13 protein-coding genes are annotated in these 13421 nt (G+C 74.1%); 6 read left to right on the forward strand and 7 right to left on the reverse strand.

The window, feature by feature from the left end; genetic code table 11:
* Positions 1 to 4: 4 nt before the first annotated feature.
* Positions 5 to 952 (forward strand): TAXI family TRAP transporter solute-binding subunit, encoded by a 948-nt coding sequence (locus ACFV1W_RS15580; RefSeq protein WP_380416753.1) that lies wholly within the window; start codon positions 5 to 7, stop codon positions 950 to 952.
* Positions 953 to 1037: 85 nt separating this feature from the next.
* On the opposite strand, the gene ACFV1W_RS15585 is transcribed toward ACFV1W_RS15580, so the two are convergent.
* From ACFV1W_RS15585 to ACFV1W_RS15595, 3 genes are read right to left on the reverse strand one after another with little or no spacing between them, the layout of a single operon-like run.
* Entirely contained in the window at positions 1038 to 2453 is a 1416-nt protein-coding gene (locus tag ACFV1W_RS15585) for a sensor histidine kinase (protein WP_380416756.1), read from the reverse strand.
* Entirely contained in the window at positions 2450 to 3127 is a 678-nt protein-coding gene (locus tag ACFV1W_RS15590) for a response regulator transcription factor (RefSeq protein ID WP_380416758.1), read from the reverse strand. The genes ACFV1W_RS15585 and ACFV1W_RS15590 overlap by 4 nt, the downstream gene beginning before the upstream one ends.
* A 24-nt stretch (positions 3128 to 3151) precedes the next feature.
* On the reverse strand, positions 3152 to 4546 hold the full coding sequence (locus ACFV1W_RS15595) for an MFS transporter (RefSeq protein WP_380416760.1): 1395 nt from the start codon (positions 4544 to 4546) through the stop codon (positions 3152 to 3154).
* A 202-nt stretch (positions 4547 to 4748) separates the two neighbouring features.
* Here ACFV1W_RS15595 and ACFV1W_RS15600 point away from each other — a divergent pair, with 202 nt between their 5' ends.
* On the forward strand, positions 4749 to 5438 hold the full coding sequence (locus ACFV1W_RS15600; protein ID WP_380416763.1) for a DedA family protein: 690 nt from the start codon (positions 4749 to 4751) through the stop codon (positions 5436 to 5438).
* Positions 5439 to 5449: 11 nt separating this feature from the next.
* Here the strand turns inward: ACFV1W_RS15600 and ACFV1W_RS15605 are convergent, their stop codons facing one another.
* Positions 5450 to 5818, reverse strand: a complete 369-nt coding sequence (locus ACFV1W_RS15605; RefSeq protein ID WP_380416764.1) for an alpha/beta hydrolase — start codon at positions 5816 to 5818, stop codon at positions 5450 to 5452.
* A gap of 290 nt (positions 5819 to 6108) precedes the next feature.
* Between ACFV1W_RS15605 and ACFV1W_RS15610 the strand changes: the two genes are divergently transcribed.
* The 3 genes from ACFV1W_RS15610 (at position 6109) to ACFV1W_RS15620 (ending at position 8042) form a co-directional block, all read left to right on the forward strand.
* Positions 6109 to 6780: a Tat pathway signal sequence domain protein gene (locus ACFV1W_RS15610; RefSeq protein ID WP_380416767.1), complete on the forward strand. Its 672-nt coding sequence runs from the start codon at positions 6109 to 6111 to the stop codon at positions 6778 to 6780.
* Positions 6781 to 6889: 109 nt separating this feature from the next.
* Positions 6890 to 7582 (forward strand): hypothetical protein, encoded by a 693-nt coding sequence (locus tag ACFV1W_RS15615; protein WP_380416769.1) that lies wholly within the window; start codon positions 6890 to 6892, stop codon positions 7580 to 7582.
* Between the two features lie 67 nt (positions 7583 to 7649).
* The gene (locus ACFV1W_RS15620; protein ID WP_380416771.1) at positions 7650 to 8042 is read left to right on the forward strand and encodes a DUF302 domain-containing protein; all 393 of its coding nucleotides are present in this window, start codon (positions 7650 to 7652) and stop codon (positions 8040 to 8042) included.
* Positions 8043 to 8065: 23 nt separating this feature from the next.
* Here ACFV1W_RS15620 and ACFV1W_RS15625 read toward each other — a convergent pair whose 3' ends face one another.
* On the reverse strand, positions 8066 to 9244 hold the full coding sequence (locus tag ACFV1W_RS15625) for a PP2C family protein-serine/threonine phosphatase (protein WP_380416774.1): 1179 nt from the start codon (positions 9242 to 9244) through the stop codon (positions 8066 to 8068).
* A gap of 256 nt (positions 9245 to 9500) precedes the next feature.
* On the opposite strand from ACFV1W_RS15625, the gene ACFV1W_RS15630 reads away from it, so the two are divergent.
* Positions 9501 to 9836, forward strand: coding sequence for a GNAT family N-acetyltransferase (locus ACFV1W_RS15630; protein WP_380416776.1), 336 nt, complete (start codon positions 9501 to 9503; stop codon positions 9834 to 9836).
* Between the two features lie 276 nt (positions 9837 to 10112).
* On the opposite strand, the gene lpdA is transcribed toward ACFV1W_RS15630, so the two are convergent.
* Both lpdA and ACFV1W_RS15640 read right to left on the reverse strand, forming a co-directional pair.
* Positions 10113 to 11519 (reverse strand): dihydrolipoyl dehydrogenase, encoded by a 1407-nt coding sequence (gene lpdA, locus ACFV1W_RS15635; RefSeq protein WP_380416778.1) that lies wholly within the window; start codon positions 11517 to 11519, stop codon positions 10113 to 10115.
* A gap of 267 nt (positions 11520 to 11786) precedes the next feature.
* The gene (locus tag ACFV1W_RS15640; RefSeq protein WP_380416781.1) at positions 11787 to 13346 is read right to left on the reverse strand and encodes a M28 family peptidase; all 1560 of its coding nucleotides are present in this window, start codon (positions 13344 to 13346) and stop codon (positions 11787 to 11789) included.
* Positions 13347 to 13421: the final 75 nt, after the last annotated feature.

Raw genomic sequence — 13421 nt, forward strand, 5'->3', positions numbered from 1 at the left:
CGCCATGAGCTCCACCGCCGCCCTCCGCCGCCGCGTCCTCCTGGGCGCCGCCCTGGCCGCGGCCCTCACCGCCGGCTGCTCCGACGGGTCGGGGCCGGTGCGCTCGCTGCGGCTGGCGACCGGGCCCGAGGGCGGTCCGTACAACGCCTTCGGCCGCTCCTTCACGGAGGCCGTGACGGCGGGCGGACGGCTGACCCTCACCCCGGTGGGCAGCGCGGCCAGCGTGGACAACCTCCAGCAGCTCGCCGACGGCTCGGTGGACCTCGCCCTCACCACGGCGGACGTCGCCGAGGACGCGGTGCTGGGCCACGACACCTTCGACCACCCGCTCGGCCTGACGGCGCTGGCCCGGGTGTACGTCAACTACCTGCACCTGCTGGCCCCGGCCGACGGCCCGGTGCGCGAACTCGCCGACCTGGCGGGCCGTCGGGTGGCGACCGGCGCGGTGGGCTCCGGGCTCCAGGTCACCGCCGCGCGGCTGCTGCGGCAGGCGGGGATCGGCGTGCGGCAGCAGTCGCTCGGGCTGGCCGAGTCACTGGCCGCGCTGCGCGCCGGCGCGCTGGACGCGGTGTTCTGGTCCGGCGGCGTGCCGACGCCCGCCGTGTCCGCGCTCGCCCGGGAGCTGCCGCTGCGGTTGGTACCGCTGGACGCCGTGGCCGCCCGGCTGCGCGAACGCTACGGCCCGGTCTACACCGGGGTCACCCTGCCCGCCGGCGCGTACGGCCCGGCCGGCCCGGCCGCCACCCTCGGCGTCGGCAACTACCTGACCGCCCGGCCGGGCGTGCCCGAGGACGCCGTCCGGCAGCTGCTCGGCATCCTCTTCGACCGGTGGGCCACCCTGCTGCGGTCCGTGACGGCGGGCGCCCGGCTGGAGCCCCGGTTCGCCGTCTCCACCGGCGCCGTGCCGCTCCATCCGGGAGCGGTGGCCTACTACCGCTCGGTGTACGGGTGAACGGGTAACGGGCCCGGCGGAGAGCGTGACGGTTCGGTGACGTCGAGGCCAACGGCCACGACGCCGGACTCGATGCCAACGGCGTCTACATGGTGCTCGGCGCCGGCGGCGAGATCAGCGCCCACGGGTGAGGCCCCGGCCAGGGCAGCCGGAACTCGACGGTCAACCCGTGCGGGCAGGTCGCGCCCACGGTGAGCGATCCACCGCAGGCGCGCGCGAGTTCGTCCGCGATGGCCAGACCGAGCCCGGTGCCGGGGATGTTCTGGTGCTCCGGTGCCCGGGCGAACCGGCCGAGCAGCAGGGGCAGTCGGCTCGCCGGGACACCGGCGCCGGTGTCGGTGACCCGCACCACGGCACCGCCTTCGGGCCGGGCGGCGGCCACCACCCGTACGCGCTCCCCCTCCGGGACGAACTTGCTCGCGTTGTCCAGCAGCGCGTCCAGGATCCGCCCGGTCGCGTCCGGGAGCCCGAAGGCCCGCAGGCCGGGCGCGACGTCCGCCGTCAGCTCCAGCCCGCCCGCCTCGAACACCGGCCCCCAGGCGGCCACCCGCTCGGCGACGGCCGCCGAGACGTCCTGCTCCTCGACCGGAGCCGTGGCCGCCTCCAGCCTGGCCAACGCCAGCAGGCCGTCGAGCAGTTCACCCAGCCGGTCCGCCTCGTCCAGCGCCAGCGCGTGCGCCTGCCGCCCGGGGCCCGGTCCGAGGTGCGGCTCGGCGTTCTCCAGTTGCAGCACCAGGGTGGCCAGCGGGTTGCGCAGCTGGTGGGAGGCGTCGGCGACGAAGTCCCGTTGACGGCGCAGGGATTCGGCGACGGCCTGCGCCATGCCGTCGAAGTGCCGTCGTAGCCGCCGTAGCTCGGGCGGTCCGGTGTCGGAGGCGACGCGCGGTTCGAAGCGCCCGCCGGCCACCGTGGCAACGGCGCGGTCGAGTTCCCGGACGGGCCGCAGCAGCCAGCGGGCGATCCCGGCCGCGACCAGCGCGGCGGCACCGAAGGCGATGACGGCCCCGGCCGCGATCAGCGCCCAGCGGACCAGCACGTCGTGGCGCGCGGCGCCGGTCGGAACGGTCAACAGGACGGCGCCGCCCACCCGTTCGTCCTGACCGACCGGCTCGGCCAGGACCACGGTGTCCGGCCCCCAGGGGCGGACGGTGGGCAGTTCCTCGGTGGAGCGGCCGGTGAGGGCGCGGTCCTGGGCCCGCTGAGCGGCCCTGCCGCTCGGGGCCGGCCCCGCCCGGCCGACGGTGCGGCCGGCGGTGTCGACCACGGTCACGGCGGAGCCGTAGAGCTCGGCGTAGCGGGTGAGTTCGGCGTCGAGTTCGCGGCGGTCGGCGGGGGTGCGGATCCGGTCGGCGAGCTCGGCGAAGCGGACGCCGTCGGCCCGGCGCTGAAGCAGCAGGTGCTCCGTGCGGCCGCGGGCGTAGGAGTCGGCCAGCGGCAGCGCGAGCAGCAGCACGGCGGCGCCGATGAGCGCGGTGAGCACGGCCAGCAGGCGGCGCCTCACGGGCCGTCCAGGGTGCCGAGCTGGTAGCCGTACCCGCGGATGGTGCGGACCAGGGCCGCCCGGCCGGTCTTGGCGCGGATGCCGGCCACGTGCACGTCCAGCGAGCGCGAGGAGGCGAGGAAGGCGTCACCCCAGATCCGGTCGAGGATCTCCTCCCGGGAGCGGACGTCGCCGGGCTGGGCGGCGAGCAGCGCGAGGACGTCGAACTCGCGGCGGGTGAGCCGGACGGGCGTGTCGTCGACGGTCACCGTGCGCGCGGCCAGGTCGATCGCCACGTCGCCGGTGCGCACCTGCCGCTCGCCGCCGCCCGGTTCGGGTGCGGAGCCGGTGCGGCGGCGCACGGTGTCGATCCGGGCGATGAGTTCGGCCATCCGGAACGGCTTGACCACGTAGTCGTCGGCCCCGGCCCGCAGCGCCTGGAGGACGTCCCGCTCCTCGCTGCGCGCGGTCACCACGATCAGCGGCAGGGCGCACACGGTGCGGAGCTTGCGCAGCAGGTCGAGACCGTCGAGGTCCGGCAGCCCGAGGTCGAGCAGGACGAACTCGGCCTCCCTGGCGTGCCGCAGCGCCTCCACGGCGCGGACCACCCGGCGCACGGTGTGGCCGCGCCGGGCGAGCGCGGTGGTGAGGGCCTGGGCCATGCGGTCATCGTCCTCGACGAGCAGCATGTGCATGGACCCTCCCCACCTCTGAGGGGACTACCGTACGGCCTCGGTCACGGCCGCCCCTGCCGGGGCCTCCCCGGGGCTGAGCACCGCGTTCCTGGTGTCCGGCATCAGGACGTACACGACCAGGGAGACCAGGGCGCAACCGGAGACGTACCAGAAGAAGCCGGACTCGTGTCCGTCGTTCTTGAACCAGAGCGCGACGTACTCGGCGGTGCCGCCGAACAGCGCGTTGGCGAGGGCGTACGGGAGGGCGACGCCGAGGGCGCGGATGCGGGTGGGGAACAGTTCCGCCTTCACGGCCGCGTTGATCGAGGTGTAGCCGGTGACGATGACCAGGGCGACCAGCGAGAGCCCCAGCGCGGACCAGTAGCCGGAGGCCGAGCCGAGCGCGGTCATCAGCGGGTAGGTGCCGACGGTGCAGCCGAGCGCGAAGGTGATCAGCAGCGGGCGGCGGCCGATCCGGTCGGAGAGCAGGCCGGCCAGCGGCTGGATCGCGGCGAAGACGGCGAGCGCGGTGAAGCTGACCAGGGTGGCGGTGTTCTTGGCGAGCCCGGCGCTGCCGATCAGGTACTTGGTCAGGTAGGTGGTGTACGTGTAGTAGGCGACGGTGCCGCCCAGGGTGAGGGCCATCACGAGGAGGGCCTGGCGCCGGTGCTCCCATAGGCTGCGCAGGGTGCCCCGGGTGCCGTCGTGCTCCCGGCCGCCGGTCTGCTCCCGGCCGCCGGTCCCGGCGGTGCGGGCCTCGGCGGTGAAGGCCCCGGTCTCCGGCAGCCGGCGGCGCAGCCAGAGCACCACGCCCGCGAGGACGGCGCCGAGCAGGAACGGCATCCGCCAGCCCCAGGAGTGCAGTTGGGCGCTGCTGAGGGTGTGCTGCAGGACGATGAGGATGCCGAGGCCGAGGAGCTGGCCGCAGGTCATCGACACGTACTGGAAAGAGGAGCCGAGGCCGCGCCGGTTCGGTGCGGAGGCCTCGGTCAGGTAGGTGGCGCTCGCGGCGTACTCGCCGCCGATGCTCATCCCCTGGAGCAGCCGGGCGAGCAGCAGCACGACGGCGCCGAGGTAGCCGGCCCGCGCGTAGGTCGGGGCGACGGCGATCAGGACGGCTGCCGCGGACATCATGGTGACGGTCAGGGTGAGGGCGCTCTTGCGGCCGTGCCGGTCCGCCGCCCGGCCGAGCAGCCAGCCGCCCACCGGGCGCATCAGGAAGCCGACCGCGAAGATGCCGGCGGTGTTCATCAGCTTCGCGGTGGAGTTGCTACCGGGGAAGAAGTCGTCGGCGAAGTAGACGGCGAAGCTGGCGTAGACGAACCAGTCGTACCACTCCACCAGGTTGCCCAGCGACCCGCCGACCAGGGCGAGCCGCCGCCGGGCGCGCTCATCGCCGGGAGGCTGCGGACGGACGGCGGCGACGGTGGACGGGGACATGGCGGCTCCCGGGGATCGGTGCGGCGGGGTGGTGCCCCAGAGCGTGCCGCCGCCCGCCGCGCAGCGGCAAGGAACGCCGCCCGGATCTAACGTTCCGCTAAGGAAGCCGGAGGCTGGGGTGCCCCTCCCGCCCGTCGGGGCCCGCGCGGCGACACGCGTTACATTGGCGGGAAGGGGCCCGATCCCCGATGAGGTGTGGCCGATGCACACGATCACCGACTGGCTGCGCGGCCTGTCCGGCCCGGTGGTGTACGCGGCCGTCGGCGGCATGGTCTTCGCCGAGGACGCCCTGTTCTTCAGCTTCCTCATCCCCGGCGAGACCGCCGCCGTCCTCGGCGGCTTCCTCGCCCACCAGGGCGGCGCCTCCCTCGGCTGGATGGTCCTGGTGGTGGTCTGCGCGGCGATCCTCGGGGACTCCGTCGGCTACGAGATCGGCCGCCACCTCGGCCCGGCGGTCCTGCGTGTCCGACCGCTGCGCCGCCATGCGGAGCAGGTCGACACGGTGCAGGACCTGATCCGCCGACGCGGACCGGCCGCCGTCTTCGTCGGCCGGTTCATCGCCTTCGTCCGCCCGCTGGTGCCCTCGCTGTCCGGGGTGTCCCGGATGCCCTACCGCCGGTTCTTCTTCTACAACGCCCTCGGCGGGCTCGTCTGGGGCGTCGGCTTCACCCTTCTGGGCTACTTCGCCGGGGCCGCCTACACCAGGGTGGAGGGCACCGTCGGCCGGGTCACCGCCATCACGCTAGTCGCGATCGTCACCGTCGCCGTCCTAACCTGGTTGCTGCGGCGCCACCACCGCCGGGGCCACTCCCGGTCCGACGAGCCGCCCGACGAGCCGTCGGACGAGACGCCGGACGAAACGCCCGACGACCGCGGCGGACGGGAGTCCTGAACCGGGGACCGCTACTGGAAGGACCGCCGGTCCGGCGCGCAGACCCGGCCGCGTGCCGGCAGTTCGCCGTCCACCAGGTAGCGCTCCTCGTGGCCGGACGCGCAGCCGCTCGGGTTGCCGAGCACGGTGTGCCCGTCACCGCCGACGGTCAGCAGCCGGCCTCGGGCGAGGGTGTCGGCCAGGGCCCGGGAGCCCTCGTACGGCCAGGCCGGGTCACCGGTGTTACTACCGGCGGGGCCGCGGCGGCCGAGGCCGCAGCCGGGGTGAGACCGGCCAGCAGCAGGCCCGCGGCCGTGGCGGCCGCGGTGCGGAGGGTGGCGGTGAAACGGGGGGGTCGGGGCACGGGCGGCCCTCTCGTCGGTCGCAGGGGCCGGATGCATCACAGGAGGCCACGCACTCGCATGGCACTGGAGAGTCTCAGGAGTCATCCGCTCGGACGTCACGCAGTCTTCCGCCCTCCGCTGTCAGGACGCCCTCGGCCCGCTGTCGGATCACCGGCACGCCGCTGACGCCGCGATCACCTTTGCTGACGAGATGTCAGCAGATTGCGCGCAGCGTCTTGACGGTGAACTGACAAGACCCTAGAACGTAGTCAGCTCCCCGATCCCCACCTCCCGGGAGCAGCGAAAGGTCGTCTTCTCGCCCCCCTCACCGAGGAAGAGGCTGTCCCATGCGCCCACTCCCCCGCTGGACCGTTCCGGCCGCCCTCGCCGCGCTCGCCCTGGCCGCGGCGGCCCCCGCCTCCGCCCGCCCGGCCGACGCCGCCGGGCCCGTGCTGACCGCCGGCGGCACCGCCGTCGCGGCGGGCGACGCCCTCGCCGCACCGCTCGCCGCCGGCAGCAGCGCCACCTTCTACTCGACCACGACCAGCACCACCGGCGTCACCTGCGCCACCTCGCAGTTCTCCGCCGGCGTGCTCACCAATCCGGCCGCCCCCGGCGTCGCGACCGAGTCGCTGACCGGGCTCACCTTCGGCTCCTGCACCGCCAACGTCACCGGCGTCACCTCGGTGGAGAGCCTGACCGTCGACACCCTCCCCTACGGCGTCTCCGTCGACGACGCCACCGGCCTGCCGGTCACCCTCACCGGCGGCAGCGCCGGACCGATCCAGGCCACCGCCGTCCTCGACACCTGGTTCGGCACCATCACCTGCACCTATCAGCTCAGCGGAGCCTTCACCGGCACCGCCGACAACGGCGGCAGCAGCCTGACCTTCACCAACGAGCACTTCGCCAAGAGCGGCGGCTCCGGCCTCTGCCCCGCCGACGGCTACTTCTCGGCCGGCTACGGCCCGCTCGCCGACACCAGCCTGCCCGGTGCTCCGGCGGTCACCGTGAACTGACCCGCATGCCCCGGGCCGGCCGAATCCGGTCGACCCGGGGCCCGGCGGAGCCGGTCGGCCCGGGCTGGGGACCGATCAGACCGGGGCGGGGTTCCTGGTCGCGCTGCTCGTGCTCTCCCTCACCCGGGCCGGCCTGCTCGACGGGCCGCTGCGCACCATCGTGGCCACCCTGGCGATCCTGCTGCCCGGCGGTCTGCTGGTCACCGGCCTGTCGGAGGTCGCCGCGGGCGCCGCCAGCGCGGGGACGGCCCGGCTGGTGTCCGGCCCGGTGCAGCTCGCGCTGTTCCTGGCCGGGGTGGCCGCGGCCACCAGCGCGATCGGCATGCCGGCCAGCGCGCTGGCCAACATCCAGGTGGCCAAGCCGAGTTGGTGGGTGATCGGGATCGGTCTGGCGATCGCCGTGGCGGGGGTCGTGGTCAACGTCAGCACCCCGCCCGCGGCCATCCCGTGGATCGTCGCGGTGATCGCGGTCAGCGTCACCGTCCAGGTGGCGGTCGGACAGGTCCACGGCGCGGCGATCGGCGGCCTGGCCGGTGCGGTCAGCGCGGCGGTCGCGGCCACCGTGGTGCACTGGCTGCCGGGCGGGCCGCTCTGGCAGGTGCTCTACCTCCCGGCGTTCTGGATCGTGGTGCCGGGTTCCTTCGGACTGCTCAACACCGCCCAGATCGAGGTCGGCAACGGGGCCCAGTCGGTGCTGGCCGCCGTGTCGGCGGTGTTCGGGGTGTCGATCGGCCCCCTGATCGGCTCGGTGATCAGCCGGATCCCGCGCCCCGCCCTGGCCGTGCCCCAGCTGCGGGCCTGACCGGCGACGTCCGGGGGCGCCGGTCGGCGGCACCCCCGATACCGGGCGGGATCCCGAGGAGGAAATCGTGGACTACGGACTCGGCGTCCGGCTCGACCGGCCGTTCCAGCAGGCGGTGGCCGACGTCACCGCCGCGCTGAAGGAGCAGGGCTTCGGCGTGCTGACCACCATCGACGTGCGGGCGACCCTGCACGAGAAGCTCGGTGAGGAGCTGGAGGACTACCTGGTCCTCGGCGCCTGCAACCCGGCCCTCGCCCATCGCGCGCTCCCGGCCGACCGCCGGGTCGGCCTGCTGCTGCCCTGCAACGTGGTGGTCCGCCGGGACGGCGAAGCGACCGTGGTCGAGGCCGTCGACCCGCAGACCCTGGTCACCCTCGCGGGGGCCGGCGGCGGCCTGGCCGAGGTCGCCGACGAGGCGGCCCGGCGGCTGTCCGCGGCCCTCGCCTCCCTCGGCGCCTGACGGCGGACCCGGGACGGCCCTCGCTACCCGCCGGCCGTCCCCTGCTCGGCCGGCGGCCGCACCGCGCTGCGCCGGACGGCGAGCAGGGCGGTGTCGTCCGTCCGGCGGCCGCCGGTGTGCCGGACGACCGCGGCGGCGACGGCCTCCACCAGGTTCTCGGGCGCGGTGGCCCCGGGCCGGCCCACCAGCTCGTCCAGTTGGGCGCGGAGGCCGAAGAAGGCGCCCTGCCGGTCCCGGGCCTCGGTCACCCCGTCCGAGACGATCAGCACGGTCTCGTCCGTGCCCAGCCGCAACCGCCGGACCTCGGGCAGCCCGCCGGCCAGCTGGGCGAGCCCGAGCGGGGCGCCGCCTCCCGGAGGCAGCTGCCGGACGCCGTCCGGGCCGAGGACGTGCGGGCCGTCGTGGCCGAAGTTGACCACCTCGATCTCCCCCGGGGCGTCGTCGGGGAACGAGATGACCACCGCCGTGACGAACCGCTCCTCCTCCGCGCCCAGTCGGGAGGCCAGCAGGTTCTGCCGGTGCACCCGCTCCTCCAGCCGGGAGGCGAGGGTCGCGAGGTCCGCCTCGCGGAAGGCGGTCTCCCGGAAGCAGCCGACCAGGGCAGCCGCCGTGGAGACCGCGGGCAGCCCCTTGCCCTGGACGTCGCCGAGCACCACCCGCGCACCGAAGGGCGAGGCCACCACGTCGTAGAAGTCGCCGCCCACCCTGGCCTCGACGTCCGCCGCCAGGTAGCGGGCCGCCGAGTCCACCCCGCCCCAGCCGGGCGGCACCGGACGCAGCACCACCTGCCGGGTGGTCTCGGCGGCGCCCTGCAGATGGCGCACGTAGGCGGCGGCCTGGGCCCGGAACACGCTGAGCGGCAGGGCGAGGACGCAGCCGGCCAGCACCAGGAGGAAGTCCTCGACCCCCTGGGACTTCGCCCAGATGCTGTCCAGCGCGGGATAGGCGACGACGGCGAAGCCGCAGAACACCGCGGTGGCCACCGGACCGCACAGCCCGGCGGCCACCGCCGGCACCAGGGCCAGCCAGCTGACGGACGCGAAGGAACGGGGCGTCAGCGCGTCCACGACCACCACCGCCACCAGCAGCAGCGCGGGGATCAACCATGAGCGGTGCCCGTACCGGACCAGCACCGGCAGCTGTGCGCCCGGCCCCGACGGCGGCTGCGGCAGCCGGTTCACCTCCGCGGACCGCACCCGCACCCCGCCCCTCCGCTCCTCCGGTGTTCCGGTGTTCCGCCGATGTCCCGTTCGCCCGCCGCGCTATGGGACGGGGCCGTCCGCCAACGTTAGGCGGCCGGGCCCGCCGGGGCAGCCGAAGCGGCGTCGAGGGCTCCCGGCCGTCGCCCGGTCGGCCCAGCCGGCCCGCTCACCCGGCCGCGCTGGGGTCAGCTGACGGGAGCTAACCTGACCCCGCACCGAAAGCCCGCACGGGCTCCGCGAACGAAAGGCCTCCGCGATGAGCACCCCCAGCACCCCCGTCGTCGAGCGGGCGGACGCGCTGCACCGGTACGAGGTCCGGGTCGACGGCGAACTCGCCGGCTTCACCGAGTACCTGGACCACGACGGGCAGCGCGTCTTCTACCACACCCTGGTCGAGGACGCCTTCGCCGGCCGCGGCCTGGCCGGGCAGCTGGTCCAGGAGGCGCTGACGGACGTCCGGGCCGCCGGGAAGCGGATCGTCCCGGTCTGCCCGTACGTGGCCAAGTTCCTGATCAAGCACGATGAGTTCTCCGACATCACCGACGAGGTCACCCCGGAGGTCAAGGACTGGCTGCGCACCCAGCTGCGGTAGCGCCCGTCCGTCCGGCCCGGGGGGCCGTCGGGCCTCGACAGCGCCCCGGGCCTGCCGCGAACCTGGTCGCCCATCCCGCCGAAGGGACGCGGCGGGCGGTGGCCGGCGGGGTGCTGGCGCAGGTGAACGCCGAGGTGGGTCAGGCCTGATCACCGGTCAGTCCTCAGCACGGGCCGGGCGCGAACCACGGGCCGGCCTCGCAGAGCGCACAGGGCCCCGACGGGCGTTCGCCGCCCGCCGGGGCCCTGTCGTCACGCCGTCACGCGGACCGGGTCGTCACATGTTGATCATGTGGCCGGCGAGGCCGTGGATGGCCTCCTTGACCGCCTCGCCCAGGGTCGGGTGGGCGTGCACGTTGCGGGCGACCTCGTGGACGGTGAGGTCCCACTGCTGGGCCAGCGTCAGCTCGGGCAGCAGCTCGGTGACCTCGGGGCCGATCAGGTGGGCGCCGAGCAGCTCGCCGTACTTGTCGTCGCTGATGACCTTGACGAAGCCGATGGGGTGGCCGAGGCCGTGCGCCTTGCCGTTCGCGGTGAACGGGAACTTGGCGACCTTGACGTCGTAGCCCTGCTCCCGGGCCTGCGCCTCGGTGTAGCCGAAGGAGGCGATCTGCGGCTGGCAGTAGGTGGCGCGCGGGATCATCACGAAGTCCACCTCCTGGGTCTCCACCCCGCCGATCGTCTCGGCGGCGATCACGGCCATCGTCTCGGCGGCGTGGGCGAGCATCAGCTTGGCCGTCACGTCACCGATCGCGAAGATGTGGTCGACGCTGGTGCGGCCGCGGCCGTCCACCGCGATGGCGTTGCGGTCGGTGAGCTTGACCCCGGTGTTCTCCAGGCCGTAGCCGTTGACCCGCGGCGCGAAGCCGATCGCCTGGAGCACCTTGTCGGCCTCCAGCACCTGCTGCTCGCCGTTCTTGGTGACGGTGACCCTGACCCTGCTGTTCGGGTCGCTGTCGTCGATCGACTCCACCCGGGTGGAGGTGAGCACCTCGATGCCCAGCTTGCGGTACTGCTTGGCGAGTTCGGTGGAGACCTCGACGTCCTCCAGCGGCACCATGCGGTCCAGGAACTCGACGATGGTGACCTTCACGCCGTAGTTGTGCAGCACGTAAGCGAACTCGACGCCGATCGCGCCGGCGCCCGCGATGATGATGCTCTCCGGCAGCTCCTCGGTGAGGATCTGCTCCTCGTACGTGACCACGCGCTCGCTCAGGCTGGTGCCCGGCAGCAGACGGGTGGTGGCACCGGCGGCGATGATGCAGTGGTCGAAGGTGACCACGTCGAAGCCGCCGCCGCTGAGCGCGACCTGGAGGGTGTGGTCGTCGACGAAGGTGCCCCAGCCGTCGTACTCGGTGATGCCGTTCTTCTTCATCAGGTAGTGGACGCCCTTGACCCGGCCGTCGGCCACCGTGCGGCTGCGGCGGAAGGCCTCGCCGAAGTCGAAGGTCACCTGACCCTCGACCTTGATGCCGAAGGTCTTGGCCTCCTTGGTGAAGATGTGGGCGAGCTCGGCGTTGCGCAGCAGGGCCTTGGAGGGGATGCAGCCGACGTTGAGGCAGACGCCGCCCCAGTACTTGGCCTCGATGACCGCGACCTTCAGGCCCAGCTGCGCCGAGCGGACGGCGGCGGTGTAGCCGCCGGGGCCCGCGCCGAGGACGACGACGTCGTAGTGCGTGCTCATGTTTGCTGACTCCTCCGAGGGTGTCACGGTGTCGTGATCTCGGTCCCATGGTGTCAGGACCGGACCCGGCGCACCCACCGGGTCTCGGCGGATGCGCTCCGCGCGGCACCGTACAGGGCTCGGGGCCGGATTGTCAGTGATGTCGGCTACGGGGGCTCGCGCCCGGCCCCACCAGGGGCGATGACGGAGGGCGGGCGCGGATGGCGGTAGGTGCCCGCCGGGCGGGCGGGCCCGCCGCCCGAGGACGGCAGCGGGCCCACCCGGGCGTCAGGCCGCCGCCTCGTGGGCTTCGGCTCCGCCCGTACCGGTGCTGCCGGAGGTGCTCGTACCCGCTCCGGCCGCCGCCCGACCGGCGGGGCGCCGGGCCGGTACGGGCTGCCGCAGCGAGGAGAGGTCCCAGGAGTAGGTGCCGACGGCGTGGGCGATCACGTCGATGTTGACGTCGAAGGCCGCCATGTCGATGTTGTCCAGGTCGTCACAGGCCTTGTGGTAGCAGGCGTCGAAGGCGGTGCCCGCCGTGCCGCCGTAACGGGCCTGCTGCGCGGGGGACTTGATCACCTCGGCGCCGGTGTCGGTGCCGCCGGCCGGGATGCCCGCGTCGATGAACGGTCCGTAGTCGGAGCGGCCGTTGAAGGCGGAGGGGTCGTGCGGCAGGCCGCGGCCGTCCAGGTAGCCGGTGAGGTCCCGCTCGATCTGGGCGGAGCCCTCGGGGCCGCCGTCGCCGCCCGCGCTGCCGGAGCCGTTGTAGACGAACTGCGCGTAGTTGGGGGATGCGATCATGTCGAAGTTGAGGTAGAGCCGGATCTTCCCACGGTCCGCCCCGGAGAGCGACTTCACGTACGCCTCGGAGCCCTTGAGGCCGAACTCCTCGGCGGACCACCAGGCGAACCTGACCTTGTTCTTCACGGGGCGGACGCCGAGGTTCCTCGCGACCTCCAGGATGCCGGCCGCGCCGGAGCCGTTGTCGTTGATGCCCGGTCCGGCGGGCACGGAGTCCAGGTGCGCGCCGATCATCACGGTGTCGGCCGGGTCCCCGCCGCGGGTCTCGGCGATGACGTTCCAGGTCTTGCGCGGCTCCATGAAGGTCCGGATGTCCAGGTTCACCCGCACGGGCCCGGCGGCGGCCTTCGCGGCCAGTGCCTCGCCGGCCGCCGCGGTAATCCCGCCGGTCGGGATCTTCCCCGCCGTGGGCTCCCCCAGGGTCCCGCTGAGTTCGCCGTCGGCGTTGTTGTAGATCAGCGCCCCGAGGGCGCCGGCGCCCGCCGCGGCCGCCTGCTTCTCGGCGAAGCTGCACCCGCCGCGCCGGATCAGCGCGATCCGGCCGGTGACGGAGCCCGCCGGGTAGTCGGCGGGCGTGCAGCCGGTGGCGGCGCCGACCGGGGCGACGCCCAACTCGGCGTCCAGGCCTGCCTGCGGGCCGCTCGCCGAGTAGGTCATGGCGATCACCGGAACCGACTCGGCCTGCGGTGACACCACGTCCAGGCGCTGGGCGCGGGCCTCGAAGAAGGTGTACTCGAACTCCTGCCGGGACACCCTGAGCCCGGCTCGCCGGGCCTGCTCGTAGACGTAGTCCGCCGACTGGTCGTGGCCCTTCGAACCGGCGGCTCTGGTGCCGCCGTTGCGGTCGGCGATCCGTTGCAGCGCGGCGAGCGTGTCGTGCGCGTGTTCGGCACTGCTGGCCGCGACCAGCCGCTCCGCCAGCTTGGCGCCCCGGCGGGCCGGGTCGGGATCCGCGTTCGCGCTTCCGGCGCTGACCAGCAGCAACGGGGTGGCCAGGGTGGCGACGGTGAGTGCGGCGCCCGTGCGGTTCCAGCTGTGCGGCTTCAAAACGACTCCCTCCGACGGACCGTGGACTCACGATTTGACATGACCGGGATCGCCTTGCCAAGGCCGCCGCGCGGT

This window comes from Kitasatospora sp. NPDC059648, from assembly GCF_042734825.1.
In the GTDB taxonomy this organism is placed as follows: domain Bacteria; phylum Actinomycetota; class Actinomycetes; order Streptomycetales; family Streptomycetaceae; genus Kitasatospora.